The 24,817-nt window shown below is 40.1% G+C and carries 24 protein-coding genes and 1 tRNA gene; 14 read left to right on the top strand and 11 right to left on the bottom strand.

Going from position 1 to position 24,817, the window contains the following annotated elements:
- Window positions 1–254, top strand: a 254-nt coding sequence (locus tag BSCG_RS07455; RefSeq protein ID WP_175285329.1) for a glycoside hydrolase family 97 C-terminal domain-containing protein, incomplete at its 5' end; no start/stop codon positions are given.
- Between the two features lie 362 nt (window positions 255–616).
- On the opposite strand, the gene BSCG_RS07450 is transcribed toward BSCG_RS07455, so the two are convergent.
- The 4 genes from BSCG_RS07450 to BSCG_RS07435 form a co-directional block, all read right to left on the bottom strand.
- Window positions 617–1,411 carry a LytR/AlgR family response regulator transcription factor gene (locus BSCG_RS07450; protein WP_004311025.1) on the bottom strand — a complete coding sequence of 265 codons (795 nt, stop codon included), beginning with the start codon at window positions 1,409–1,411 and terminating at the stop codon, window positions 617–619.
- A 5-nt stretch (window positions 1,412–1,416) separates the two neighbouring features.
- Window positions 1,417–2,484, bottom strand: coding sequence for a sensor histidine kinase (locus BSCG_RS07445; RefSeq protein ID WP_008776744.1), 1,068 nt, complete (start codon window positions 2,482–2,484; stop codon window positions 1,417–1,419).
- 70 nt (window positions 2,485–2,554) lie between these two features.
- Window positions 2,555–3,448, bottom strand: a complete 894-nt coding sequence (locus tag BSCG_RS07440) for an efflux RND transporter periplasmic adaptor subunit (RefSeq protein ID WP_008776745.1) — start codon at window positions 3,446–3,448, stop codon at window positions 2,555–2,557.
- Between the two features lie 62 nt (window positions 3,449–3,510).
- The gene (locus BSCG_RS07435) at window positions 3,511–7,836 is read right to left on the bottom strand and encodes a CusA/CzcA family heavy metal efflux RND transporter (protein WP_008776746.1); all 4,326 of its coding nucleotides are present in this window, start codon (window positions 7,834–7,836) and stop codon (window positions 3,511–3,513) included.
- 210 nt (window positions 7,837–8,046) lie between these two features.
- Here BSCG_RS07435 and BSCG_RS07430 point away from each other — a divergent pair, with 210 nt between their 5' ends.
- Window positions 8,047–8,589 (top strand): glutathione peroxidase, encoded by a 543-nt coding sequence (locus tag BSCG_RS07430; RefSeq protein ID WP_008776747.1) that lies wholly within the window; start codon window positions 8,047–8,049, stop codon window positions 8,587–8,589.
- Here the strand turns inward: BSCG_RS07430 and BSCG_RS07425 are convergent.
- The 3 genes from BSCG_RS07425 to BSCG_RS07415 all read right to left on the bottom strand — a co-directional run bounded on the left by BSCG_RS07425 (window position 8,567) and on the right by BSCG_RS07415 (window position 10,482).
- Window positions 8,567–9,085, bottom strand: coding sequence for an NUDIX hydrolase (locus BSCG_RS07425; RefSeq protein ID WP_008776748.1), 519 nt, complete (start codon window positions 9,083–9,085; stop codon window positions 8,567–8,569). The two genes, BSCG_RS07430 and BSCG_RS07425, sit on opposite strands and share 23 nt — an antisense overlap.
- Before the next feature lie 44 nt (window positions 9,086–9,129).
- Complete coding sequence (locus BSCG_RS07420) at window positions 9,130–10,350, bottom strand: S-adenosylmethionine:tRNA ribosyltransferase-isomerase (protein WP_008776749.1); 1,221 nt, start codon at window positions 10,348–10,350, stop codon at window positions 9,130–9,132.
- Between the two features lie 57 nt (window positions 10,351–10,407).
- A tRNA-Pro gene (locus BSCG_RS07415) sits at window positions 10,408–10,482 on the bottom strand.
- A 456-nt stretch (window positions 10,483–10,938) separates the two neighbouring features.
- Between BSCG_RS07415 and BSCG_RS07410 the strand changes: the two genes are divergently transcribed.
- The 5 genes from BSCG_RS07410 to BSCG_RS0127660 all read left to right on the top strand — a co-directional run bounded on the left by BSCG_RS07410 (window position 10,939) and on the right by BSCG_RS0127660 (window position 14,802).
- Window positions 10,939–12,186, top strand: coding sequence for a site-specific integrase (locus BSCG_RS07410; RefSeq protein WP_008776750.1), 1,248 nt, complete (start codon window positions 10,939–10,941; stop codon window positions 12,184–12,186).
- Window positions 12,187–12,196: 10 nt separating this feature from the next.
- Window positions 12,197–13,012, top strand: coding sequence for a helix-turn-helix domain-containing protein (locus BSCG_RS07405; protein ID WP_032849649.1), 816 nt, complete (start codon window positions 12,197–12,199; stop codon window positions 13,010–13,012).
- Entirely contained in the window at window positions 13,009–13,539 is a 531-nt protein-coding gene (locus BSCG_RS28335; protein WP_008776752.1) for a phage/plasmid replication protein, read from the top strand. The genes BSCG_RS07405 and BSCG_RS28335 overlap by 4 nt, the downstream gene beginning before the upstream one ends.
- A complete protein-coding gene (locus BSCG_RS28340) occupies window positions 13,529–13,918 on the top strand; it encodes a hypothetical protein (RefSeq protein WP_050428051.1) in 390 nt (129 codons plus the stop codon). The genes BSCG_RS28335 and BSCG_RS28340 overlap by 11 nt, the downstream gene beginning before the upstream one ends.
- A 545-nt stretch (window positions 13,919–14,463) precedes the next feature.
- A complete protein-coding gene (locus BSCG_RS0127660; protein ID WP_008776753.1) occupies window positions 14,464–14,802 on the top strand; it encodes a hypothetical protein in 339 nt (112 codons plus the stop codon).
- Window positions 14,803–15,096: 294 nt separating this feature from the next.
- Here the strand turns inward: BSCG_RS0127660 and BSCG_RS07395 are convergent, their stop codons facing one another.
- Genes BSCG_RS07395 through BSCG_RS07385 form a run of 3 tightly spaced genes read right to left on the bottom strand, consistent with a single transcriptional unit; the run spans window position 15,097 to window position 16,781 of the window.
- Entirely contained in the window at window positions 15,097–15,363 is a 267-nt protein-coding gene (locus BSCG_RS07395; protein WP_008776755.1) for a hypothetical protein, read from the bottom strand.
- 27 nt (window positions 15,364–15,390) lie between these two features.
- On the bottom strand, window positions 15,391–16,185 hold the full coding sequence (locus BSCG_RS07390; RefSeq protein ID WP_008776756.1) for a hypothetical protein: 795 nt from the start codon (window positions 16,183–16,185) through the stop codon (window positions 15,391–15,393).
- Entirely contained in the window at window positions 16,182–16,781 is a 600-nt protein-coding gene (locus BSCG_RS07385; RefSeq protein WP_032844398.1) for a hypothetical protein, read from the bottom strand. Before BSCG_RS07385 ends, BSCG_RS07390 begins: the two co-directional genes overlap by 4 nt.
- Window positions 16,782–16,990: 209 nt before the next feature.
- On the opposite strand from BSCG_RS07385, the gene BSCG_RS07380 reads away from it, so the two are divergent.
- The 5 genes from BSCG_RS07380 to BSCG_RS07360 all read left to right on the top strand — a co-directional run bounded on the left by BSCG_RS07380 (window position 16,991) and on the right by BSCG_RS07360 (window position 20,058).
- Window positions 16,991–17,197, top strand: a complete 207-nt coding sequence (locus BSCG_RS07380; RefSeq protein ID WP_032844404.1) for a hypothetical protein — start codon at window positions 16,991–16,993, stop codon at window positions 17,195–17,197.
- A 17-nt stretch (window positions 17,198–17,214) separates the two neighbouring features.
- Window positions 17,215–17,421, top strand: coding sequence for a hypothetical protein (locus tag BSCG_RS07375; protein WP_008776759.1), 207 nt, complete (start codon window positions 17,215–17,217; stop codon window positions 17,419–17,421).
- A gap of 17 nt (window positions 17,422–17,438) precedes the next feature.
- Window positions 17,439–17,648 carry a hypothetical protein gene (locus BSCG_RS07370; RefSeq protein WP_008776760.1) on the top strand — a complete coding sequence of 70 codons (210 nt, stop codon included), beginning with the start codon at window positions 17,439–17,441 and terminating at the stop codon, window positions 17,646–17,648.
- A gap of 8 nt (window positions 17,649–17,656) precedes the next feature.
- Window positions 17,657–18,508: a 5' nucleotidase, NT5C type gene (locus BSCG_RS07365; RefSeq protein ID WP_008776761.1), complete on the top strand. Its 852-nt coding sequence runs from the start codon at window positions 17,657–17,659 to the stop codon at window positions 18,506–18,508.
- Window positions 18,509–19,188: 680 nt separating this feature from the next.
- On the top strand, window positions 19,189–20,058 hold the full coding sequence (locus BSCG_RS07360; protein WP_004301155.1) for a helix-turn-helix domain-containing protein: 870 nt from the start codon (window positions 19,189–19,191) through the stop codon (window positions 20,056–20,058).
- Window positions 20,059–20,170: 112 nt separating this feature from the next.
- Here the strand turns inward: BSCG_RS07360 and aroB are convergent, their stop codons facing one another.
- The gene (gene aroB, locus BSCG_RS07355; protein ID WP_004301156.1) at window positions 20,171–21,232 is read right to left on the bottom strand and encodes a 3-dehydroquinate synthase; all 1,062 of its coding nucleotides are present in this window, start codon (window positions 21,230–21,232) and stop codon (window positions 20,171–20,173) included.
- An 80-nt stretch (window positions 21,233–21,312) separates the two neighbouring features.
- Between aroB and BSCG_RS07350 the strand changes: the two genes are divergently transcribed.
- Window positions 21,313–21,717 carry a hypothetical protein gene (locus BSCG_RS07350; RefSeq protein ID WP_004305412.1) on the top strand — a complete coding sequence of 135 codons (405 nt, stop codon included), beginning with the start codon at window positions 21,313–21,315 and terminating at the stop codon, window positions 21,715–21,717.
- An 83-nt stretch (window positions 21,718–21,800) separates the two neighbouring features.
- On the top strand, window positions 21,801–24,722 hold the full coding sequence (locus BSCG_RS07345; RefSeq protein WP_004305411.1) for a TonB-dependent receptor: 2,922 nt from the start codon (window positions 21,801–21,803) through the stop codon (window positions 24,720–24,722).
- Window positions 24,723–24,817 lie beyond the last annotated feature (95 nt).

The following is a 24,817-nucleotide window of genomic DNA, read 5'->3' on the forward strand; positions in this document are numbered from 1 at the left end:
TTGTAGCAAAACGGAAAGGCGATAAGTGGTTTATAGGAGGAATGACTAACAATGGTGAAAAGGAACGTGAATTTACCATAAAGTTAGATTTCTTGAATAAAGATCGCTCTTATCAAATGACATCTTTTGAGGATGGTATCAACGCAGGACGTCAGGCGATGGATTATCGTTGCAAGTCAGCCCAAGTGAAAGCCGGGGAGCAGCTAACTATAAAGATGGTTAGAAATGGTGGCTTTGCAGCTGTCATTGAATGATGGCACATATTCTAACTTTCCATACGTAAAAATGGAAATCATCTTTCAATCTATCACCATCCTTCTGAAACACCTTGTTCATCGAACTTTCAGGGTGGTGATAGGTTGTTCTCCATCTATCACCTAATCTTCATCTATCACCGTTTGAAATGAACATGCCTGCATATAAACATAAGCTGGTATGTAAATAGAAGTTTCAACAGGGGATACTTTTGGTTTCAAGGCGGGAAACTGCAGTTTCATAGGCTTGAAACAAAGTGTTTTGCGGCTTGAAACTCTTTGTTTCAAGCGTTGAAACCAATCGTTTCACGGCATGAAACACTTTGTTTTGCTATTTGTTCTAAGAAGGCAATGTCTCGGAATCAACGTTTTCTCTTAGAGAACCACTCTTTAAACTCTGCTACTCGGGCTTTGCTGACAAGTATTTTTTCTTTGATTCCTGAATAATACAAGTTGATGGACAGTCGGCTGTTGAACCATAAGTCAATATCTTTGATAGCTTCTCGCGAAATAAGATATTGGCGGTTAGCTCGAAAGAAAAGAGAAGGATTGAGACACTCCGTAAGTTCATCTAATGTTTGAGAAAAACAGTATTCGGTTTCATCGGTTAAGACTACTTTGACCTGACAGTCCTTAATATAAAACAATTGTATCATATCTACAGAAACGGGCAATAGTTTGTCTCCTTTGGTAGGAATAAGGAAATGACTTTTATAGTTTTCTTGCTTTTGGAGTGAATGTATTAGTTTCAGTAGCTCATTCTCCTGTTGTGGAAAAGGAAACTGGTGTTTGTCAGCAGCATCCTGTAAACCTTGGAGCTTATCGAAAGCGTGTTCTATGTCTTCCTTACCGATGGGTTTTAATAAGTAGTCGATGCTGTTTACTTTGAATGCACGTAACGCATATTCATCATAGGCAGTTGTAAAGATAATCGGACAAGTAATATTGATATGATTGAATATCTCGAAGGCGGAACCATCTGCCAGATGAATATCCATGAATACCAGTTCCGGCATCGGATGAGAACTGAACCATTCGATAGTGGAACTGATACTATCCAGTATGGTCACGATTTCTCCATTCGGTTTTATCTCATTAAGCAGTGAAGTCAGGTTTCGTACTGCTGCTTTTTCGTCTTCTATAATGACAATCTTCATGGTGATTATTGTTCTAGTTGTGATTTTTCAATCAAAGGAATACAAACTGTAAACTCTCTGTCCTCCGTTATTTGTATATCCCGTTTAAACAAGAGCCTGTATCGCTTGGCAAGGTTGGCAAGTCCGATACCGGTTCCGGAAGTTGCAGTCCATTTGGGCTGAATGTCGTTGCTGATAGACAAATTGCCGTTATCGTCCGTCGTGATATGAATGGTCAACGGCTTCCGGTTGCTGATTTCGTTGTGCTTTACTGCATTCTCAATCAACACTTGCACCGCCATTGGAGGGAGGAGATATTCTTCGTAGGCATTGCTTATCTGTATGTCGAATTGTAGATTGTTCTCAAAACGCATCTTTAATAGAAATATATAAGCGGAAACAAATTCCATTTCTTCCCGGAGACTGACACATTGTGACTCATTACTTTGCAAAGTATACCTTAGTACCCGGGAGAGTTCCTGAATGTAATCCTGTGCTTTATCCTGATTTTCGCGTACCAGTGAACGCAGGGTATTCAGCGAGTTGAACAGCATGTGTGGGTTCAGCTGATTCTTCAGTACTTCATACTGATTGCGGAGATTCTCTGCCTGAAGCTGTTCGTTCTCAATAAGTACCAGTTGCTGCTTGAATATAAGATGAATGATACAGCAACTACTGGTGACGAGACATGCCACAATAAAATCCCGCAATGGATGCAAATAATGATGTACCATGGCATCGATGGCCGGAATATCAAATGTTCTGTGAAGGAAAACAAAAAACTGTCCTGACAAGTTACTCAATATCCATGTCACGATAAAGGAAAGCAAAATCTTTGTCCCTGTAATTTTAATGGAAGCCTGATTGAAATGAAACAAACGGGTATTGATGGCAAAAAGTAACAATAGCGACAGAAAGGTAAAAAGTATTTCGTTTGCCACATCTATAAACTTCATCCCTGGGAATAAGGAATGACTTTCGAAACGGTCGAAAAGAGATACTGATTCAGGAAAATGAATCAGTACAGCAACCGCTAAGGAGATGATGACTGTGGAAAGTATATATTTATCTTTTTTTATTGCTTGGGCTATCATACAACAAAGATAGTGGTAAATTATGAGTTACCGGTTATAAAATGTCAATGCTGTTGTCACAGTTGGTCAATTATTGTTTCTGAATGTGTGCCGTGACATACATACCGGGGCGGAATTGTACATTTTCCTCCTTGATGGAAGCATACACTTCGAGCGAACGATTGGTTTCGTCTACTTTTTGTCCGATGGAAATCACGATGCCGTGAAAGGTTTGTGTCCCCATTCCGTTTACACGAAACTGTACCGGGCTGCCGACTTGTATGTCTGCAAGATCTTTCTCGTAAGTAGTCAGGCAAAGCATCGGGCTGCTTTTATCGATAAGTTCGCAAAGTGCTTCTCCCGGATTGATATATTTGCCGATATTCATCGCTACATTAGCGGCATAACCACTAATGGGGGCTTTGACTTCCAGTAGCGGTTGTATTCCGTTCTTAAGTAATGCCTCCGTTTGAACGCCTAAAAGAGAAAGTTGTGCAGCAGCGGCGTCCTGGCGACTCTTCATGGAGAGAAAGTCCGCTTTACTTTGCTGGAATTTCTTTTGAGAAGCTGCTTGTTCGGCAGACAGATTTTTTTGCCGTTTGTATTCAGCTAAGAGATATTCGGTCTGTGCGTGGCTGTCCAGATAAGTTTGTTGCAGGGTGATGAACTCCGGATTCTCTAACGTGGCGATTACACTGTTTGCAGCCACCCATTGCCCTGGAAGCAGAGAAGCTTTTTTTACAATGCCTCCCATGGTTAAAGCAATGGTTGCCTGACGTTGAGGAGGAAGAACGATTCGTCCGTTGAACGAAACCTGATTAGGTTTTGAGGTAGCTGAAGTGATGGCATCCACTTCGGGTTGTGCGATGGTATCTGCTATCGTTTCGGTAACGGGAATTGCGGCGGATTCGTTATTTGTAGTTTGCTGGTTTCCTTTGCAAGCCGTTAGAACTAGTAAAAGGATGGGATAAACTATCTTTTTCATATCTTATGTTTTATAATAATTATTCTGGGTGATGTATGTCATTCAATGTCTCGATCTTCCACCTACTTGAAAAGTTCATATTCCAGTGCAGCAATATTGTATTGGTAGACTGTTTCAATATAGCCTCTGCGGATCTCTCTGGCGGTGGTAATCGACTGTATATATTCGGCAATGCCTGTTTCGCTCTGCTGCAATTGCAGGTTGGCTGCCTTTGTCAGTTCGTCCGCTTCTTTCAAGGCCGATGAGGTATAATATCGTAAACTCTCATTATATCTGCGGAGGGATGCTTCTAGTTCGAGTGTTTTATTTCTTAACTCCCGGATGTTGGCATCTGCCTGTATTTGCGCTGAAGTGGCAGTTAGCCGTGCCTGCTTCACTTTGCTCTTTTGTGGCAGGAAGTAGATGGGGAAAGAAACCCCGATCATCCAGGCATTCAGATTCTTAAGTGGGAGAATGTCCTGACGTGTATACCCCACACTGATTTCAGGAAAGAAATGGCTCTGCTCTACACGAAGCATTGCTTTCGCTTCATCTGCCTGGCTTTGAAAGTAGGCAGTATGTGCTCCCGACAGGCTTCCATCCGAAATGCCGGTATAGAATAAGGATAAAGTGGAATCCATCGGAACAATGGGATCGTTGGAGTAGCAACTCCATTGGAAACGTGCCAATGCCATTTTCTCTTCTTCTTTTGCTTGGAACCAGCGGTTATGCAGATCGGCAGCTATGGTGGTCATCATATTTTTTTCGAGCAAGGTAATCTCTCCTTGTTGGTATCGTAATTCTCCGATGCGCTGCAGTTCTTCTGCCATTTTATCCTGATCCCGATACATTGAACAGAGATTAGTGGCATATTGGTAGTAGGCCCACGCCCTTTTCACTTCTGCTGTGATTTCTTTCTCTACCATCTGCCGATAATAGGTGTTCGTTTTTACCTGACGGTTGACTAACGCATTCTTGTAGAATGGCGTTAGAAGAGAGCCCAGGCTTTGCTCGAAAGCCAGTTCCTTGTCTTTTTTGTTTTCTCCGTTAAGTTGCCCCCAGGAATAGCTGAACGAGGTAGGGGGTGCTTCTATCACTTCTCCGCGAGTGGCTTTGGCTTGTTGAATAGCATTATTGGCTATTTTCAGGCGAGGGTGATTTTGTTTGGCTATTTCTATCGCCTGTTCGAGACTGACTGTTTGTGTCTGTTGAGCGGAAACGAACGCGGGAAGAAACAAGAACAGGAGACACAATCCTCTGAAAGGCCGGCGCAGTTTGATTCCCGGACGTCTCCAGGTAGCAAATGAATTTACAATTTTGTAAAACACCGGAATGATGAGCAAAGTCAGTACGGTAGAAATAATCAAGCCACCGATGACCACTGTTGCCAACGGACGTTGTACTTCTGCGCCGGCTGAAGTGGCTATTGCCATCGGGACGAATCCCAAAGATGCAACCAGTCCTGTCAGGAATACAGGACGGAGCAAGTGTGGAGTCCCTCTTTTGATAATCTGGTTTGTAGTCATGGAATAGGTATTTTGTTTACGAAGTTCGTTGAAGTGATTTACCATCAGGATACCATTCAATACTGCTACCCCGAACAAGGCGATGAATCCTACTCCGGCCGATATGCTAAACGGGAGCCCGCGTAGCCAAAGTGCGGCGATACCACCGATGAGCGATAGGGGGACGGTTGAGAATACCATCAAGGTATAGGTGATGTCCTTGAATGCGAAGAACAGAATCAGCAGAATGAGCATTAATGCCACGGGGATGACCACCAGTAAGGTATTGATGGCATTTTGCAAGTTTTCGAACTGCCCGCCGTATTCGAAGTAATATCCCGGCTTCAGTTTGATGTTCTTGTCCAGTGTCTCTTGAATATTGGCGACAACTTGCTGGATGTCCGCGTCACGCACATTGACACCGATGACGATGCGCCGTTTGGTTGCATCCCGATTGATTTGCAGTGGCCCACTGACAAGGTCGATGCTTGCTACCTCTCCAACAGGGATTTGAATTCCTTCCGAAGTGCGTACAAACAACTTATCAAGATTCAAGTCGGCCACTTTCTCCTGGTCAAGCCGGACCACGAGATCGAATCTCCGTTCGTTTTCAAAGATTACACCTGTTGACTCTCCGGCATAGGCAGTTCGGATAATGGTGTTAAGCTCTTGTATGTTGATACCGTAACGGGCTATTTTGCCACGGTTGTATTTTACTACCAATTGAGGTAATCCCATCGTTTGCTCAACGATGACATCCGCTGCTCCCGGCACTTTTTCTACAAAGGTAGCTGCTTCTTTGGCTCTTTCATATAATTCGTGCGTGTCTTCTCCATATAATTTGATGGCAATATCTGCTTTTGCTCCCGTCATCAGCTCGTTGAAGCGAAGCTGTATCGGTTGCGAGAAGTTGAATTCGGCACGTTCGGAGAGCGGAGCAAGTGCATCTTTCATTTTATCCACCATTTCTGCACGGCTTCCGGCACTTGTCCACTCTTTGAATGGTTTCATGATAATCATCACATCAGCATCTTCCACTGCCATCGGGTCAGTGGGAACTTCCGCCGTTCCTATTTTGGCTACCACGTGTTTGATTTCAGGGAATTTATCCATTAATGCTTTCTCTGCCAAGCGGGAAACTTCGATACTTTCGGTCAGCGAACTTCCTGCGGGTAGTGTCATTTGCATGGCAAAATCTCCTTCGTCCAAAGTAGGAATGAACTCTGCTCCCAGGCGGGTAAAGAGAAAAAGTGAACCGATCAGCACGGAGAAGGCTACGATGACGGTACGCCATTTGTGATGAAGACAGGCTCGCAGGGTGTGCTGGTAGATCTTGTTCAGTTTCTCGAAGAAGCGGTCGGCAAGGGTGGGTTTCACAACAATGGTATGCTTCAGAAAGAGGGAGGCCATCATAGGAACATAAGTCAGTGAAAGAATTAAGGCTCCGATAATGCAGAACACAAGTGTTTTAGCCATAGGAGTGAAATATTTCCCTTCAATCCCGTTCAATGTAAGGATGGGGAAGAAGACGATAAGGATAATCAACACTGCAAAAGTGGCCGAACGTGCAACGCCGGAAGCTCCTTTTTCCACTTCTTTGTCCATCTCTTTGCGGGTCAGTGTGCGGCCTCGGAATTGTTTTCCGTAAATGTGGGCGAGGATACCTTCCAATATAACGATAGAGCCATCTACTACAATACCAAAGTCAATGGCACCGAGACTCATTAGATTGGCGGTGACATTGAATACACGCATCATGATAAAAGCGAAAAGCATTGCCAGCGGGATGACGGATGCGACAATCAGTCCGGCACGGAGGTTGCCGAGGAAGAGGATGAGTACAAGGAAGACGATAACCGCTCCTTCAATCAGGTTGTTGACAACCGTAGAGATGTTCCGGTTTACCAGTTCCGAACGGTTCAAGTAAGGTTCTATACTGACTCCTTCGGGTAATAGCTGCTGTATTTTTTCTACCCGTTTTTCGAGTTCTTGAGTCACTACATTTGCGTTGGCACCTTTCAGCATCATGGCAATTCCGCCGACACACTCGCCCTCACCATCCTTGGTCATGGCACCGAAACGCTTTGGAGAACCGAAGCGGACAACTCCTACATCACTGATATGTACCGGAATCCCATTCCGGTTGGTCACTACAATCTGTTCAATATCCTTGATGCGGGTAATCATACCTTCCGACCGGATATAGTAGGCATTCTTTATCTTCTCAATGTAGCTTCCTCCGGTATTTTGGTTGTTGCTGCTAAGTGCTTCGAACACTTTGCCGATAGTGATATTCAAAGAAAACAGGGCGTCCGGATCGACGGCTACTTCATATTGTTTCAGGTAACCGCCGAAACTATTGATTTCTACTATACCGGGTATACCGGACAACTGACGTTTCACCATCCAATCTTGAATGGTGCGGAGTTCCATTGCGTCATATTTCTTCTCATATCCGGGAGCTACCTTCAATATATACTGGTAAATCTCTCCCAGACCGGTAGTGATGGGCATCATCTCCGGTGTTCCGAGTTCGGAGGGAATTTCGCTTGTTACGCTTTGTATTTGTTCATTTATCAACTGCCGTGCATCGAGTGTGGGGACACTTTCTTTAAAAACGACCGTTACGACCGATAGCCCGAAGCGGCTGACAGAACGGATATCTTCGACATTCATAATATTGCTCATCGCTATTTCGATAGGCATAGTGATGAGTTGTTCCACCTCTTGTGGTGCGAGTGTAGGGGATACGGTCACTATTTGTACCTGATTATTGGTAATGTCGGGCACGGCATCAATAGGTAGTGTCAGCATCGCATAGATACCTCCGATAAACAGGAAGAGAGTAGTGAGTCCTACAAATAGTTTCTTCTTGATTGAAAAACGTACAATAGCTGTAAACATGACTTTCGTTGTATTATTATTTCACAGTACAAAATTACGGCCTATCTTCATCCGTTATCACTAAGAATAAATGAAGCGGAAAGATTGTGGGGTGAAGTGACGGATTGGGGAATTGAAAGATGTAAAATCATAGTTCTTGTTTCACTGCTGAACAAACATTTCTTTCAGTTTACTCGTTTAATATAAAAACAAACTAAATGTATATTCAGCATGAAAACATTCGTCTTGATGATGGTAAGCCTGTTGTTTGCAATTTCTTCGGAAGCGCAAAACAAGTCTTTTTATGATTTTACAGTGAAAACTATTGATGGTAAGGACTTCCCTCTTTCTTCACTGAAAGGTAAGAAAGTGCTGGTAGTCAACGTGGCATCTAAGTGTGGGCTGACGCCCCAGTATGCTCAACTGGAAAAACTATATGAGAAATATAAAGAAAAAGACTTTGTTGTTATCGGTTTTCCGGCGAATAACTTTATGGGACAAGAACCGGGTAGTAATGAAGAAATAGCCAAGTTCTGTTCTTTGAACTATAATGTTACTTTTCCGATGATGGCTAAGATTTCCGTTAAAGGAAAAGATATGGCTCCTCTTTACCAATGGTTGACGGAGAAAAAACAGAATGGAAAAGAAAGTGCACCGGTTCAGTGGAACTTTCAGAAGTTTATGATTGATGAGAACGGACATTGGGCGGGAGTTGTGTCTCCGAAAGAAAGTCCGTTCTCTGAAAAGATTATTACTTGGATAGAGAAGGAATAAGAGAGACTTTTTTCAGCTCTTCTTCGAAGTTGGGAGTGAAGATTCCTTTACCCAGATTTTCTTTTATTTCTTCGATCTTCCAAAATCGTCCACCGTCCAGTTCGCCGCTGGGATGGATTTCTTCCTCATAAACGGTTTTGTGGACAAAAACAAGCTCTTTTTCACGGCTGGATTCAAAAATATAACTGGTGAGAAGCTCGGGAGTGAAGTCTGTGATGCCTAATTCTTCACGGACTTCTCTCTTTAGGGCGATTTCTACGCTTTCGCCCAAATCAATATGTCCGCCTACAGCCGTATCCCATTTCCCCGGTTGAATGTCTTTCCATTCGGGGCGTTTCTGTAAGTAGATGTCTCCTTGGGCATTGAATACGTGAAGGTGAACTACCGGATGAAGCAGTTTGCTACCGCTGTGACATTCTCCGCGAGTGGCAGCTCCGGTGATATTTCCCTGTTCGTCTACGATAGGGAACATTTCCTGGTTATTATCGCTTGGCATAGTGTCTTTTATATTGCGTAAAATCTTTTGGAGAGGAGAATATCTTATGGTATTAATAAAGAAGAATCTCCATAACTTAGGAACCGGAAATCATGCGCCAGTGCATAATCATAAATAGTGCGCCAATTCCCTTTTACAAAAGCTGAAACCAAAAGCAGCAAGGTACTTTGCGGCTGATGGAAATTAGTAACCATCGCTTTCACTATTTTATAATTGTATCCCGGTGCTATGATAATCTGTGTACTGGTGTGAAGGGTTTCCAAACCATTCCTGTCGAGATATCCTAATATCTTTTGCAACGCAACAACGGGAGGAATCTGGTCGTACTTTTCATAAGGCTGCCATTGTTTGACACGTAGTTCTTCTTCCGTAGCATACGGATTTTCAGCCAATGTGACTCCAATGTGATACAGGCTTTCCAGAGTCCGTACAGAAGTAGTCCCTACTGCAATAGCACAACCGTCGTGGTCAATCAGTTTTTTGATGGTGCTCCGGTTGACCGATATATATTCCGTGTGCATTTCGTGACCTTCGATTTCTTCACTTTTTACAGGTTTGAATGTGCCTGCTCCTACATGTAGAGTTAATTCTTCAAGATCAATCCCTTTTTCTTGAAGAGCATCCAATACTCGTGGAGTAAAATGTAATCCCGCCGTAGGCGCAGCTACCGAACCTTTAATCTTAGAATAAACAGTCTGATAAGTCTCCTTGTCACTTTCTTCCGTATCCCGGTTTAAGTAAGGAGGAATAGGAAGTTCTCCGAATACTTCAAGGATATCGGCAAACGTCACTTCCGGATTATCCCATGCAAAATCTACCCAATGGCTGGTTCCTTTACATTCTCCTCGGGTAGCGGTCAGAGTAATAGGGAATCCTTTGACGGTCATTTCGCGTTTCAACTGTCCGTCTTTCCATTTCTTCAGATTGCCGATCATGCAAAGCCAGGCGGCATGTACTGTCTGTTGGAAATTCAAGACATAATCGTTTGGCTGAATCGGTTCAAGACAAAACACTTCGATCAGTGCTCCCGTCTCTTTTCGAAAATGGAGGCGTGCCTGAATGACTTTCGTATTATTGAATATCATCAGGCTGCCTTGCGGCAGATATTCCGGCAAAGAAGTGAAAACATCTTCACTGACTTCTCCACGACGGTATATTAAGAGTTTGGACTGGTCGCGGGTAGGCAACGGGAATTTTGCAATACGTTCATCCGGAAGAGGATAACTGTATTCACTGATATGGATATGTCTAGGATCTTCTTTCATTGTTTTCTAAAATAAAAAGAGGTTAGAACCCATTCGGTTTCTAACCTCTTTAACCAGTCGGGGTGACTGGATTCGAACCAGCGACCACACGCCCCCCAGACGCGTACTCTAACCGGGCTGAGCTACACCCCGAATTGCGGATGCAAAAGTACAGATTAATTTTTAATTAGCAAATAAATAGTGTGAAATTTGTTTCCTTATTAAATGGATTGTTTTACTAATCGTTTGATTTATAGTGAAGTGCGTGTAGGATTATTTGTGCTTTATTATTCCGATAATGGGGCTGGAAGAGAGAGTGTTTCCCCACCCTTATAATTTCTATTAGTATTTATTTACCTCTATAATTTGCTTTTGGTTGTAGTAATTTGGATAAAACGTGTAATGAATAAGTAATGATTATGTAATCGATGAAGTAGTGCTGTATGTCTTGGTAATTAATAGTTAAACTTTCTTAATATAAGAAATATGATTACTTTTCATTGTGGGGTGGTGCGAAAAATGTAAATTTAGTCGTCGAAAATCGTCAAAAATGCACGAGTTCACTTTTGCAATGTGCGTATATACTACATAACTAAATAAAAATAGAATATGAAAAATATGAAAATTATGCTCTATAAGAGCAACCAAAAGAGAGACGGAAGTTACCCTGTGTGTTTGCGTATTTCTAAGGATGGAAAACGGAAATATATCAGTTTGGGGCTATCAGCGCAAGGGGTGCAGTGGAATGACGATGCCGACCGTTTTAAGAAAGATAAGCGTGTATGTCCCAATTATGAGAGGGATAATTTGTTTCTGAACTCCTGCGAGGAGCGTGCGGGGAAAATTTTGTTGATGTTTGCGGAAAAACAGCAAAATTGGTCATTAATTCAATTTGAAGAAACGTTCTGTTGTAAAAATAGGGAAAATAAATTATATGATATTATAATTGAACATATAGAGCTCCTGAAAAGTACCAATCATATAGGAAATGCCAAAAGGTTTGAGGGTACTCTTAGGATGCTGGAAAAGTATGATAAGAAAATTAAAGAACGGACATGTGCAGAAATAGACTTTAAGTATGTCAGTGCTTTTAATGCGGCATTGGAAAAACGGGGGTGTTGTGGCAATACCCGAAGGATTTATTTGAAACCTTTAAGTGTGATACTAAATAAGGCTATAAAGGAAAAGAAATGCTCTTTGGATACCTATCCGTTTGGGAAAGGTGGTTTTGAACTGGGTAAACTGTCAGAGGTAACGGAAAAAAGATATTTGCTTCCGCAAGAACTGGAACTTATCAAAGAATCACCCCAGGAGGATTTTGTTTTGGAGCGTGCCCGCAGACTCTTTCTGTTTTCCTACTATTGTTTTGGAATGAGTATGGTGGACATGGCGAAATTGACTTCCGCTAATATTAAAGTATTGGCGACGGGTGAACATATTGTATACAAAAGGCACAAAACGCAGAATGCCAAAGAAATGAAGCCCATAATAATAAAGATAAATGAACCTATAAAAGAACTGTTGGATTGGTTTAAATCGAACACTCCTCTAATGGGGGACTATCTTCTTCCTTTGATAACCAAAGATTATGGTGAAGAGGAATTATGGTACGAACATAGACGTACGAGATACAAAAGGATTAATAACAACATGAAGAAACTTGGTGAAAAATTAAATATTGGAATAAAACTGACCACTTATGTTGCCCGTCATACAATGGCAATGCAGTTACAGGGAAAGAATGTTCCACGTGAGGTTATCAGCCAAGTAATGGGTCATGCCAATATTGACACAACGGCTACATACCTCGCAAGTTTTGATACTACCATATTAGACAGAACAGTAAATTTATTATAATTAAAAAACAATGAAAAATGATTGTATTATGCCTCTGGGCGACTTGATAAACAAGTTGCTCCGAGGGGAAGCGGATGAATGGTGTGAAACGGATTTTGGGTTTTATCTTGAAAGTCTGACACATGGTGATAAAAAAGAACTGGAACAGGTGCTGGAAACTGTTGATGAGGCTATTGTCAACTGGAAAAGCCTTTCCTTAATTTCCCGTTATGAGGATAAAATAAAAGAATGGGAAGAGGGCAAATGTAGTATGGACGAAGTGGACGAATTGTATTTTGAAGAGGAATTGTGGCGGAAAGAGGGAAAGAGACTGCTAACAGCCGAAACTTTATATGCTGCTATATCCAGTAAGGGTTTTATAAATGACTATCATCATGATGCGATGGAGAAGGCGTTGGACAATAATGATGTCCGATACTTAAAGACGGATTGGGAAAATATGATGTTGGCTCAAATAAGGTCGTTTAAGGATGTTATTATAGGCAGGCTTGAAGTAGCTTCCGTTAAACCAATAATCGATAAACAGAGCGTCGTAAGAGTGCTTAAAAAGCTGAATGATTATCCGGAAGTATTGGATGTTATGCTTTGCAGTGAATTTTTAGGAGTGTCCATACATAAACTTTATAAACTTACTAGTGCCCATGAAATTCCCTTTTACCGGAGCAAGGGTAATGGACGTAAGTTGTCTTTTAAGCGTGATGAGGTTTATGAGTGGCGGATGGCTCACCGACAGGAAACTAATGAAGAGTATGTGAATGAAATGAACGAACGGTTGGCGGCTCGTTCTACCAATTTCTATAATAACCCAAATAAGTTAAAAAAATGATCGATACACTTGCTCTAATATATACTCCGTCAATAGTTGATGGGTATATAAATCTAATGTCTGAAATAGGTGCTAAAATTAATATCGACCTCAAAAAAAGTAATGAGTTTCGTGTCGTTGGTAAATACAAAAATCTTTGTGTTTATATCGAACCAACCTTTGTCCGTATTGAGGGTAGCTTCCCTAAATACTACTATGGTACTAATTTAAAGCCTCTATCACATATAGAACTGGGGTTAGCTATTGATAAGTTGAGTGCAGTATTTGGTTTACCATTAAAGCAAGCTGTTATAGGTCGTATTGATATAGCTACTGATGTGGAAGTAGTTAATCCTCCTTGTTCTTATTTTTCTTCCCTAGGTAATTTAGCAAAGTTTGATAGGAATATACGAAGAGGAAGTTTATATTATGAGCAAGGGTGGTGTAAACTATGTTTCTATGATAAGATAGCGGAAGCCAAAAAGCATAACGATTGTCATTTAACGGAAGAACTTTTAAATAAGAATATCCTACGATATGAAATATAGGTATAGGAGAGATCGTCTTAAAAATTATTTCGGGCGTGATATAAAGGTGTGGGAAGTATGTAATGGCTCGATTGACGTTTATTGCGAGTTGGTAGCTAAATCGTTTTTTATTTATAACGATATAGTGAAGATTGGTAATTTGGAGTTCAATTTTGATATGACTATGGCAGGACTTGGGAAGTGGGCTATTTTAAAACAGTATCGGGATGGGACGGATTTGATGAAATTGATAGATAATTGTAGTGAAAAAGGAGATAAGAGGGCTAGACGTATGAAGAGGGAGATTATGAAGTTGCTGAAAGAGAGATATGTACTTGATGAATCGACGGAAGAACTGAAAGAGAAGATATTTGATGCTGTTTGTGAATTAATTGACTAATAAACTGATAAACTGATAAGATTTGACCTGACACTAACCAAAAGACTAAAATCCAAACGTTATGCACGTTTGTCTTTCCCCCTTTTGTTTATTGTTCAGGTCAAATCTTATATATAACTCCTCTATTGGAAGCGTGTTGCCACTTTTGTCTTTAAAAGGTATAATTTACTCAGTATGGGAATAAAATGGCTAAAACTGCCTTAAAACGAGCCTCTGTGATTGAAGTATGTGATGAGGTTGTTGTTGGGGTATCGATGGACTATATAGGGTTCGTTCTTAATTCGTTTTATGGATTTGGAAGAATCTACTCTATGTGAAGATATCTTGTAGTAATGTAGCTCTGTAATGGCTAGAAATCTTTGCTTTTGTCCATGGATTTGTTATATTTGCATTGTCAAAAGATGGTAGTTTTGCACAAGGAGGGATGGGGAAATGAGCGAAGATATTAGTAAGCTAATATTAGACCTGCTAATGTAGACTGGACGCCCCAATTTACAATCCACTTTTAAATAGATTAGATATTATCACTAATTACGCAATGCAATATGAGTAAAATGACAGAAGAGGTAACTCGGGCGATAGCCACGAAGTTCCTAACGCATCCTGAAGAATTTAAATTAATTAAAGAGGAAAACTACAAAGACTATGTAGTCTATTTTGCAGCTTATAAGTTGGCTAGCGGAAATTCATACAACGGACTTCCTATTTTTATTCTGATTGATGAATTGGGTAAAGCCCGATACGCCACATCTGAAGAAAGGCATGAAATTTGGCATCGTAATGACCCTGAATTGGAAGACGGCGAGGACGAGGACGTGGAGTATATAGAATTACCCGGCTTGTGTAATGGACGAAATACACTTCTGGATGGGAAAGAGGACTAGTAGAATTACCACCTATGTAAGTTGACATCCTAGTTTGTAATCTGCTTTTTATATTTATTATTCAGGTCAAATCTTATATATAACATCTCTATTGGAAGCGTATTGCCATTTTCATTCTTCAAAGGGATAATTTACTCGGTAAGGGAATAAAATGGCTAAAACGCTTTAATACGAACTTTTGTGTTTGAGTCTGTGCTGAAGCTAATTGTGAGGTCTCAATAGCAAAAGTGATAAAAAGGACATAGGAAGCCTCATCGAAGCCTCCTTCTAAATGTCTAGTGACGCATTGCTCTGTCAGTCCTCGTCGTCTTCTTCGTCAGGATTCGAACGCATCAATATTTCATGATTTTCTTCGTACGTGGCGTATCGGGCTTTGCCCAATTTATCAATCAGTACATAAATAGGACGTCCGACATTTATTTCACCTGTCACACCATCTGGAAAAGCAAAATAGACTATATAGTCTTTGTAGTTTTCCAACTTAGTCAATTTAAATCCTTCTATTCCTCCTAGGAGCTTTATGGCTATTGCCCGAGTTACTTCTTCTGCATTCTTGTCCATAATTGTTGTTGGGTATAAATGTTTTTATTACTGGACTATGTCTTTTATCCATTCCAAAGCGTTGTCGTTTGCTTCAAAAACAAATTCTTGCCCTTTGGCTGCGGAAATAAAACAGTCCTCTTTCCAGGAATTTGCGTTATAACTTATTGGAATTTGCCGGAAAAAATCGGGTAAATTCCATACTCTCCTGCTGCATTTTTCCTTAGTAAGTACAAGCCCGTTTGAAAATTGCAAACATCCGGCTCCGGGTAGTTGAGGTAAAAATGAAAGTTTGGAAGAAGCCGTATAAATGACATTTGGACTGTTCCACCTTTCCATTTTTGCATGTGGGTGTCCGTTTAACCATGCGGGGATATTGGTAGGAGTGTCAATGATTTCTCCTATTTGAAGATAGCCGTATATAACATGCCAATCCAGAGCGTCTTTTTTATAACGTAATTGTCCGGCAATATACTCCGTTTGTTTGAACCAACCAAAGAATAAAAACAAGTCTCCGATTCCCACCCCCTGTTTTTGCAGGTGTCGTAATGCGGTCTTTTCCTGTCCGAATGTAGGCTTCCACCCTGTTGGTCTATCCTTTATTGCTCCTCTGATATCGGGGTCTAAATGGCAGTTATATTCTTCTTTTATTTTGTTGTTGGGGCTTAAAGTATGGATGATATCGTAATATGAACTATTGCCATAGTATAAATCTCTATACTTTGTTTCCATATCTGTTTTTGAGGGTATCGGCAATGACAGTAATGTCCCGTCCGGCAATATTGGACTAGGCATTCCACCATATTGGGAATCAAATCCCTTTCTACTTAATATAACTCTCATTTGGCGTCAGTGTATTTGCATAGTTCAACATGTTGTTTGACGTAGTTTATAAATTCTGCGGCATCCTTTGTTATTACTCCATAGCTTGTTTGCACTTTAGGAATGTTGGGACGTAACTCAACAGGGATATCCAACGGGGACAAACGACTGAAATAATAAAATTCTTCACAGATAAGAACATATTCCCCTCTCAAATCCTTGTCCATTTTGTCTTTTCCATGGAAATTATTTTCTATCTGTATAAATTCTTTAGGGTTAGTCGGGTTTGGTTTATATATGTTGTCTCCATAACGTTGTATAACTTTAGTATCTTCTGTTTTTGCAGGGCGTTTTTGTTCATACTTTTCCCAGTATTCAGCAAAAGAAAGTTTTTGTGTCACTTTTGCTAAATAGACAAGTTTTTCTTTTCCAACTTCGGTCGGACTGTCCTTTAGTTGTTTTGAAGTCCATCCCGCAATCCAGTTTCCTATTTTGGTGTTGCGACGCATTGCAGGCTTACATGTTGCAAGTGTCAGTACTCCAAATAAAGGGTTTGGAGCAAAACGGTTGTCATGCTTCATTTTATAACTGTACAGTTTGTAATCTGTAGTTTTCATATTTGTCGGTGTTAAGAGTAAATATTGATATTTAGCTTTTATTTCCGACGAATATATCAAATATTATCTTAAAAAACGATATAAATGGGATATTTTTAATTATATTTGTCGTAATTAGTTTGTGTTGATGCTTCATCTGTGTAGATATGAAGGATAATGGGGGTATTTAGTTTAGTAAGTTTATGTATAATCAATGCAATTATATTATTATGGCAACGAATGACAACAACATTGAAAAGTCCTACACGTTGGAAATTACAGAAAGGGACAAGGCGTTCAAGCGTAGATATCAAGCGGCTTCCCCCGAGGAACAGGAAAAGATGGGATATGATGTGCCACATCACGCTGATATGGAAGATATAATAATTACGGAAATGGCGAACGAATGGTTGCGTGATGGTAAACCAGTAGATTAATCTAAAGAAATTACACTATGGCAAAGAAAGACAACAACATTGAAAAGGCTTACACGTTTATTCCTGGCGAAAGCGACAAGGAGTTTAAACGGATGTACCAAGCCGCATCACCGGAAAAGCGGAAAACAATGGGTTTTGACTTACTAAACGATGCAGATGCAGAGGAATTGGAGATTAACCGTTTGGCGAATGAATGGTTGCGTGACGGTAACCCCGTAGATTAATCTATAGAAATTACAATATGGCAAAGAAAGAAGAAAACAACATTGAAAAGTCCTACGAATTTGTAATTTACGAGGGTGATAAGAAGTTTAAGCGCATGTACCAAGCCGCTTCCCCAGAGGAACGCAAGAAGTTTGGCTACGATGTACCAAACGATGCTGATGACGCAGACTTGGAAATTACCCGTTTGAAGAACGAATGGTTACGTGATGGACAACCTGTAGATTAAATTGTCTTATGAATCAAAATAAAGCATTGGAGATTGCCTATAAGGCTCATATTGGACAGTTAGACAAAGGTGGCAGTCCGTATATATTGCATCCAGTCAGAGTTGCTTTACACTGTCAAACAGAGGATGAAAAGATAGTAGCATTGTTGCATGATGTTGTAGAAGATACTTCCATAACATTTGAGGATTTAAAAGCGGAAGGGGTTGATGACAGGTTACTGGAGGCTTTAAAATGTCTGACTAAAGAAGAGGGTGAAGATTATAAAGCGTTTATTGAACGTGTCTCTACTAATCGTTTGGCTACAAAGGTTAAAATACAAGACCTAAAAGATAATATGGATGTAACCCGTTTGAATGGTAAGGCACATTGGAAGTTGGAAACATATAAAGAAGCGTTGGAGTACCTCGAACGGTGCTCAAATAAGAAAGTTTTATATGTAGATATGGATAATGTATTGGTAAACTTCCAATCGGGCATAGACGCCTTAGATGAGGACTTAAAAAGCCGATATGCGGGGTGTTATGATGAAGTCCCTAATATATTTGCAAAAATGCAACCCAATGAAGGGGCAATAGATGCCATGAATCGTTTAAAAGACAAATACGACATTTACATTTTATCAACAGCTCCATGGGATAACCCAAGTGCATGGTCTGACAAGTTAGAATGGGGGAAGCGTTATTTGGGTGAAGTATGCTATAAACGTTTGATCTTGTCGCACCACAAAAACTTGAATGCAGGGGATTATTTAATAGATGACAGGAAAAAGAATGGTGCTGCCGATTTTAAAGGTGAGCTTATATTGTTCGGTTCTGAACGGTTTCCAAATTGGGAGTCTGTGGTAAGGTATTTATTGTGATAAAAACACGAAGAACGCAAAAGGTGTTTTGCACTGCAATTTGCTTTAGTTTGGATTAAGTTTCCCGAAAGAGGTAATGAATGAGTAATCGAGCTAAAAAATAAAGGAACTAGATAACTATCTAATTCCTTGTTTTATATGTGATTGTAAAATGAAAATCTTTTACTCTTTTCACGCCCCCCAGACGCGTACTCTAACCGGGCTGAGCTACACCCCGAATTGCGGATGCAAAAGTACAGATTAATTTTTAATTAGCAAATAATCCGTTGATTTTTCTAGTATGAATTGTGCCGATTTATAGCTATTATTCTGATTATTAGTCTTTCTTGTGAACATACAAATCTTTATTTCAATGAGTTAGTAGTTTTTTTGATTGCCTCTTATGTGATATAAAAGTACATTTCTTTAATTTTGCTTGAATTAGAAAACAATCTGCTTATTTTTCATTTGAAAGCATTAATCCTTTTCCTGTCCTAAAAACACTATAAAAAACAGGTCAGTCTATAATAAAACGAAATAGGAAAATGATAAATGAACTAACAATCAGATAGTTTGTTTATAAATTAATGCAAATAAAAGGTGTTTGACTTCCTTAGTATGATACTATATTTCCATTTTTGGTGCGTGGTAAATTAGGAAGTTATACATTTGTAAAAAGACTTAGTTTAGAAAGGTGTTAAATGTTAGACATTAAAAATAGAGAGACATTAGAGATATACGTCCTGGGTGACGATTTTAAATTTTATCAAAATCTGAAGTATCTTCCTTTGACTTCTTATCCTTCTAATAATCAATCAGCTTTGATTATATATTGTTTAGGTGGAAAGGCCAAAATTACAGTGCATGAAGATGTACATTGGATACAACCGGAGGAATTGATTATATTATTACCCGGACAATTTGTCTCATTTAGTGAGCCAAGTGAAGATTTCTCGACCGTTACGATGGTTATATCTACTTCACTGTTTAGTGATGCGTTAAGTGGTGTGCCCAGATTTTCTCCGCATTTCTTTTTCTACATGCGGACTCATTACTGGTATCCGCAGTCAGAACGAGATATTCCCCGGATATATAATTATCTGGGTATGATAAAAGATAAAGTTACCTCTCAAGATATATATAGGCGGGAGCTGATTATTCATTTGTTGAGGTATCTGTATCTGGAACTGTTCAATGCTTATCAAAAGGAATCTACCTTGATGACTGCCCGCAGGGATACCCGTAAAGAAGAGTTGGCTAATAAATTCTTTGGGCTTATCATGAAGCATTTTAAGGAGAATAAGGATGTGGCTTTTTATGCGGATAAACTGTGTATTACTTCCAAATACCTGACTATGGTAATTAAGGAGACAAGCGGGAAGTCTGCCAAAGACTGGATTGTTGAATACATCATATTAGAAATCAAGGCTTTGCTGAAAAATACCAGCCTGAACATTCAGGAAATAGCGATTAAAACGAACTTTGCGAATCAATCGTCGCTTGGACGTTTTTTTAGAAAGCATACAGGAATGTCGCTTTCACAATATCGAATGAGTAACTTAGAACAATAGTGCGGACAATTGCCTCACAATAGGCAATAATATCTATAGGGATTGGGAAGAGAAAGGGAATGAAGTCTATTTCATTCCCTTTTATTATGCGGTATATCTGATGTAGGATGGGTTAAATTCCCATACATTCGCGATAGAAGTCGAGCATTTCGAAGATAGTGTCCTTATCGGCAGTCTGATTGATGCAAATGTCTCCAATATCTTTTAGTAATGTGAAATTGATAGTGCCTGAAGTATTCTTTTTATCATGCGTCATAAATGCATACAGTTGGTCATATTTTTTGCAGTCGAAAGTAAATATGCCATAATTATCCTTGATAAACTGGATCGTTTGCCGCATTTTCTCTTTCGGGAAACCTACTTTGAGATGAGAAAGATACAGTTCGCACACAATTCCCCAAGCTACTGCATATCCATGTAATACAGGACGGTTTTCTGCCAGTGCCATACTTTCGAACGCATGTCCTACGGTGTGTCCCAGATTTAATGCTTTGCGGATTCCATGTTCGAAGGGATCCTGTTCTACAATATCTTCTTTCACTTGTACCGATTGGCCTACCAATTGTTTGAGAGCTGCATAATCAATACTAGAGGAATCGAAATTGAGCAATTCTGCCCAATGTGCCGTATTGCTAATCAAACCATGCTTCAACATTTCAGCATATCCGGAGAAGAAATTGTGTGTGTCCAATGTGCGTAGGAATTCAGTTTCAATCAATACACTGTTTGCCGGAGCGAAAGCACCGATTTCATTTTTCAGTCCGTTGAAGTTGATTCCTGTTTTACCCCCCACTGATGCGTCCACCATGGCGAGCAGGGTGGTTGGTATATTGATATAGGAAATGCCCCGTTTGAATGTAGCTGCGGCAAAACCTCCGAGATCTGTCACCATCCCTCCTCCAAGATTGATAAGTAAAGAGTGGCGGGTAGCCCCTTGAGTGCTTAATGCCATCCAGACGGAAGCGAGTGTTTCCAGAGTTTTATGCACATCTTCTGCTCCGATACAGATTTCTACAGCATCTTTCAACAGCCCCGATTCCTTTAGAGAGGGGAGACAAAGACGCTGGGTATGCTCGTCTGTGAGGACGAATAATTTGTCATGCGGACATAGCTCAATGGCACGACCGAGGCTCGTTTCCAAGCTTTCGCAGAGAATAACTTCTTGTTTACTCATGATTCTTTTGCTTTTTTACTCTGCAAATGTATATAAAATATCTTTTTTTACTTACTTTTGTCTCATTAAAACGTTTAATCATGAAAGCATTATTACCTGTATATTGTCGTCCTTTAGGATATGTTGTCTTGTTGGTAGCTCTGTTTATCCCTTTTATTTTGGTGATGCAGGGAGTAGTAACTGATACTAATTTGCTGTTTTATAAAGAATGTACAAAGTTGTTGATGATGGCAGGATGCTTGTTGATAATCTTTGCATTGAGTAAGAATGAAAGCCGTGAAACGGAGCAAATCCGGAATTCGGCTGTTCGTAATGCTATCTTTTTGACATTCTTGTTCGTCTTTGGTGGTATGTTGTGGCGTGTTATGCAAGGAGATGTGATAAACGTCGATACTTCCTCTTTCCTTACTTTTCTGGTTTTTAATGTGCTTTGTCTGGAGTTTGGTCTGAAAAAAGCGCTTGTTGATCGATTCTTTAAAAGATAATTTTCTTTTCAATTAAACCTTTTGCGATTCGATTTGTCAAAAAGACATTGTTATTGCTACTAATATAATCGTAAATAAGGTAAATGAAAAGATTTTCAGCAGGGTTGGTGCTGATGTTGCTATGCACCTTCTCAATTTTTGCACAGAATAAGGTTATTACCGTTTCGGGACGTGTGGTGGAATCCGATACTAAAGAGCCCGCAGCGCAGGCTACAGTTCAATTGCTATCATTACCTGATAGTGCTTATGCCGCCGGTATAGCCAGTAGTAACCAGGGATGGTTTACTCTCCCCAAAGTAAAAGCCGGAAAATATGTGTTGAAAGTTTCCTATATTGGATTCCGAACCAAGCTCGTACCGGTACAATTATCTGCTAACGCCACTGATAAAAAATTGGGAACCATTACATTGGACCCTGATGCTGTCATGCTGAAGGAAGCGGTGATTACTGCCGAAGCTCCGCAGGTGGTCGTGAAAGAAGATACGCTGGAATATAACTCAACAGCTTACCGTACTCCCGAAGGGGCGATGCTCGAAGAGTTGGTGAAGAAACTTCCGGGAGCAGAAATAGACGATGACGGTAACGTCAAAATCAATGGTAAAGAAGTAAAGAAGATTATGGTGGATGGTAAAGAGTTCTTTGGCGGTGATGTGAAAACCGGATTGAAGAACTTACCGGTCAACATGATCGACAAACTGAAGACGTACGATAAAAAGTCTGATTTGGCACGTGTTACCGGAATAGATGACGGAGAAGAAGAAACTGTTCTTGACCTGAAAGTGAAGAAAGGTATGAATCAAGGTTGGTTTGGTAATGCAAGTGTTGCCGGTGGTACAGAAGATCGTTACGGAAGCAACTTGATGTTGAATCGTTTTGTCGATAATAGCCAATTCTCTTTAATCGGTTCTGCTAATAATGTGAACGATCAGGGATTCTCCGGTGGAGGTGGCGGACCTCGTTTCCGGAACAGCAATGGTTTGACTGCTACCAAGATGTTAGGGGCTAACTTTGCTACCCAGACTGAAAAATTGGAACTGGGAGGTAGTGCCCGTTATAATTTCAGTGATCGGGATGCAACATCTACAAACTACTCGGAACGTTTCCTGCAAAATGGAAATTCTTATTCAAATTCGAACAGTAAAGGCCGCAATAAGAATACGAACTTTAATGCAGACTTTCGGTTGGAGTGGAAACCGGACACATTGACAAATATCATTTTCCGTCCGAACGTTTCTTATGGAAAGTCTAATAGTTATTCTATTTCCGAATCGGGAACTTTTAATGGAGATCCATTTAATTTGGTGTCTAATCCTAATGAGTTTTTGAATAAGATTTTCTGGGGAAGTACGGATGATCCTTTAGAAGCTATTCGTGTCAACGCCAGTAATAGTGAATCAAAATCTGAAGGGCAGAATCTCTCTGCAAATGCTTCTTTGCAAGTGAATCGTAGATTGAATAATCAGGGACGAAACATCACTTTCCGTGGTACATTTAGTTATGGAGATAATGACAGCGAACAGTTTAGTGAATCATTGACGCGTTATTTTGATGATAATGCAAAAAAAGAAGATGATGAGCGTAAACAATATACTACTTCTCCAACCAAAAATTATGATTATACTGCCGAACTGACCTATAGCGAACCGATAGCGAGAGCTACCTTCTTACAGTTCCGCTATAAATTTCAATATAAATATAGTGAAAGTGACAGAAGTACATACAGCTTGATTCCTGATGCCGATAAAGGACAGGATTGGTTTTGGAATTTTGGTGATGGCCTGCCTGTAGGATATGAAGAGAATAAAGATAGAGATTTGAGTAAGTATGCTCAATATAAATATTATAACCATGATATTAATGCAGGACTAAATATTATCCGAGAGAAATATAGATTGAACTTTGGAGTATCTTTGCAACCGCAGAACACCAGATTGGATTATAAGAAAGCCGAAGTAGATACTGTAGTAAAAAGAAATGTGTTCAATTTTGCTCCTAACGTTGATTTTCGTTACAGATTTTCTAAAGTCAGCCAGTTGCGCTTTACCTATCGGGGACGTGCAAGCCAGCCGAGTATGGAAAATTTGCTTGATGTAACTGATGACTCTAATCCGTTGAATATCCGTAAGGGTAATCCGGGATTGAAACCTTCTTTCTCTCATTCTATGCGTTTGTTTTATAATACTTATAATGCAGATAAACAGCGTGGCATGATGGCTCATGTAAACTTGAATATGACTCAAAATAGCATTACTAATGCCACTACTTATAATCAGAGTACTGGTGGAGTGACTGTTAAACCGGAGAATATCAACGGAAACTGGAATGCGATGGGAATGTTTGGATTCAATACAGCATTGAGAGACAAGCGGTTTACCATAAATTCTTTCTCCCGTGCTAATTATACCAATGCAGTTTCTTATCTTTTTAATGACGATACTAAAATAAATGACAAGAACACTAGTACGACACTGACTTTCGGAGAGAATCTGAATGGAACTTTCCGTAACGACTGGTTTGAATTTACCTTGAATGGTTCAATCAACTATAACTTTGAGCGAAATCAACTGCGTCCGGAAAACAATCAAGAACCCTATACATTTGGTTATGGTGCAAGTACTAATATCTCTTTACCTTGGAGTATGACGTTGTCTACCAATATCACTAATAACGCTCGTCGTGGTTATCGTGATGCCAGTATGAATAAGAATGAACTTATTTGGAATGCACAGATTGCCCAAAACTTCCTGAAAGGCAATGCCGCAACCATCAGTTTTGAAGTATATGATATTCTGCGGCAGCAATCTAATATCAGCCGTTCGTTAACAGCCGATATGCGTTCTGTTTCTGAATATAACGGAATTAATAGCTACTGCATGCTTCGTTTCTCTTATCGTCTGAATGTTTTTGGAAATAAAGAAGCTCGCGGCAATATGCGTCATGGCGGTTTTGATGGTGGTGGACCTCGTGGCCCGCGTGGTGGCTTTGGAGGTGGCAGACCACACTAAAGCAGAGTAATAGGTTTAAATAAAAACAGGAAGTCCCGGCACAACGATTCAATGTTGTTGCCGGGACTTCTTTGTTAATCCGAGAATTTACTCTA

It is taken from the genome of Bacteroides sp. 2_2_4 (assembly GCF_000157055.1).
Taxonomy (GTDB): Bacteria; Bacteroidota; Bacteroidia; order Bacteroidales; family Bacteroidaceae; genus Bacteroides; species Bacteroides ovatus.

Excerpts from the sequence above, each read along its gene's own strand:
- BSCG_RS07450 (WP_004311025.1), bottom strand. The coding sequence starts at position 1,411 with ATGAAGATTGTCATTATAGAAGACGAAAAAGCAGCAGTACGAAACCTG.
- BSCG_RS07445 (WP_008776744.1), bottom strand. The coding sequence starts at position 2,484 with ATGATAGCCCAAGCAATAAAAAAAGATAAATATATACTTTCCACAGTC.
- BSCG_RS07440 (WP_008776745.1), bottom strand. The coding sequence starts at position 3,448 with ATGAAAAAGATAGTTTATCCCATCCTTTTACTAGTTCTAACGGCTTGC.
- BSCG_RS07435 (WP_008776746.1), bottom strand. The coding sequence starts at position 7,836 with ATGTTTACAGCTATTGTACGTTTTTCAATCAAGAAGAAACTATTTGTA.
- BSCG_RS07430 (WP_008776747.1), top strand. The coding sequence starts at position 8,047 with ATGAAAACATTCGTCTTGATGATGGTAAGCCTGTTGTTTGCAATTTCT.
- BSCG_RS07425 (WP_008776748.1), bottom strand. The coding sequence starts at position 9,085 with ATGCCAAGCGATAATAACCAGGAAATGTTCCCTATCGTAGACGAACAG.
- BSCG_RS07420 (WP_008776749.1), bottom strand. The coding sequence starts at position 10,350 with ATGAAAGAAGATCCTAGACATATCCATATCAGTGAATACAGTTATCCT.
- BSCG_RS07410 (WP_008776750.1), top strand. The coding sequence starts at position 10,939 with ATGAAAAATATGAAAATTATGCTCTATAAGAGCAACCAAAAGAGAGAC.
- BSCG_RS07405 (WP_032849649.1), top strand. The coding sequence starts at position 12,197 with ATGAAAAATGATTGTATTATGCCTCTGGGCGACTTGATAAACAAGTTG.
- BSCG_RS28335 (WP_008776752.1), top strand. The coding sequence starts at position 13,009 with ATGATCGATACACTTGCTCTAATATATACTCCGTCAATAGTTGATGGG.
- BSCG_RS28340 (WP_050428051.1), top strand. The coding sequence starts at position 13,529 with ATGAAATATAGGTATAGGAGAGATCGTCTTAAAAATTATTTCGGGCGT.
- BSCG_RS0127660 (WP_008776753.1), top strand. The coding sequence starts at position 14,464 with ATGAGTAAAATGACAGAAGAGGTAACTCGGGCGATAGCCACGAAGTTC.
- BSCG_RS07395 (WP_008776755.1), bottom strand. The coding sequence starts at position 15,363 with ATGGACAAGAATGCAGAAGAAGTAACTCGGGCAATAGCCATAAAGCTC.
- BSCG_RS07390 (WP_008776756.1), bottom strand. The coding sequence starts at position 16,185 with ATGAGAGTTATATTAAGTAGAAAGGGATTTGATTCCCAATATGGTGGA.
- BSCG_RS07385 (WP_032844398.1), bottom strand. The coding sequence starts at position 16,781 with ATGAAAACTACAGATTACAAACTGTACAGTTATAAAATGAAGCATGAC.
- BSCG_RS07380 (WP_032844404.1), top strand. The coding sequence starts at position 16,991 with ATGGCAACGAATGACAACAACATTGAAAAGTCCTACACGTTGGAAATT.
- BSCG_RS07375 (WP_008776759.1), top strand. The coding sequence starts at position 17,215 with ATGGCAAAGAAAGACAACAACATTGAAAAGGCTTACACGTTTATTCCT.
- BSCG_RS07370 (WP_008776760.1), top strand. The coding sequence starts at position 17,439 with ATGGCAAAGAAAGAAGAAAACAACATTGAAAAGTCCTACGAATTTGTA.
- BSCG_RS07365 (WP_008776761.1), top strand. The coding sequence starts at position 17,657 with ATGAATCAAAATAAAGCATTGGAGATTGCCTATAAGGCTCATATTGGA.
- BSCG_RS07360 (WP_004301155.1), top strand. The coding sequence starts at position 19,189 with ATGTTAGACATTAAAAATAGAGAGACATTAGAGATATACGTCCTGGGT.
- aroB (WP_004301156.1), bottom strand. The coding sequence starts at position 21,232 with ATGAGTAAACAAGAAGTTATTCTCTGCGAAAGCTTGGAAACGAGCCTC.
- BSCG_RS07350 (WP_004305412.1), top strand. The coding sequence starts at position 21,313 with ATGAAAGCATTATTACCTGTATATTGTCGTCCTTTAGGATATGTTGTC.
- BSCG_RS07345 (WP_004305411.1), top strand. The coding sequence starts at position 21,801 with ATGAAAAGATTTTCAGCAGGGTTGGTGCTGATGTTGCTATGCACCTTC.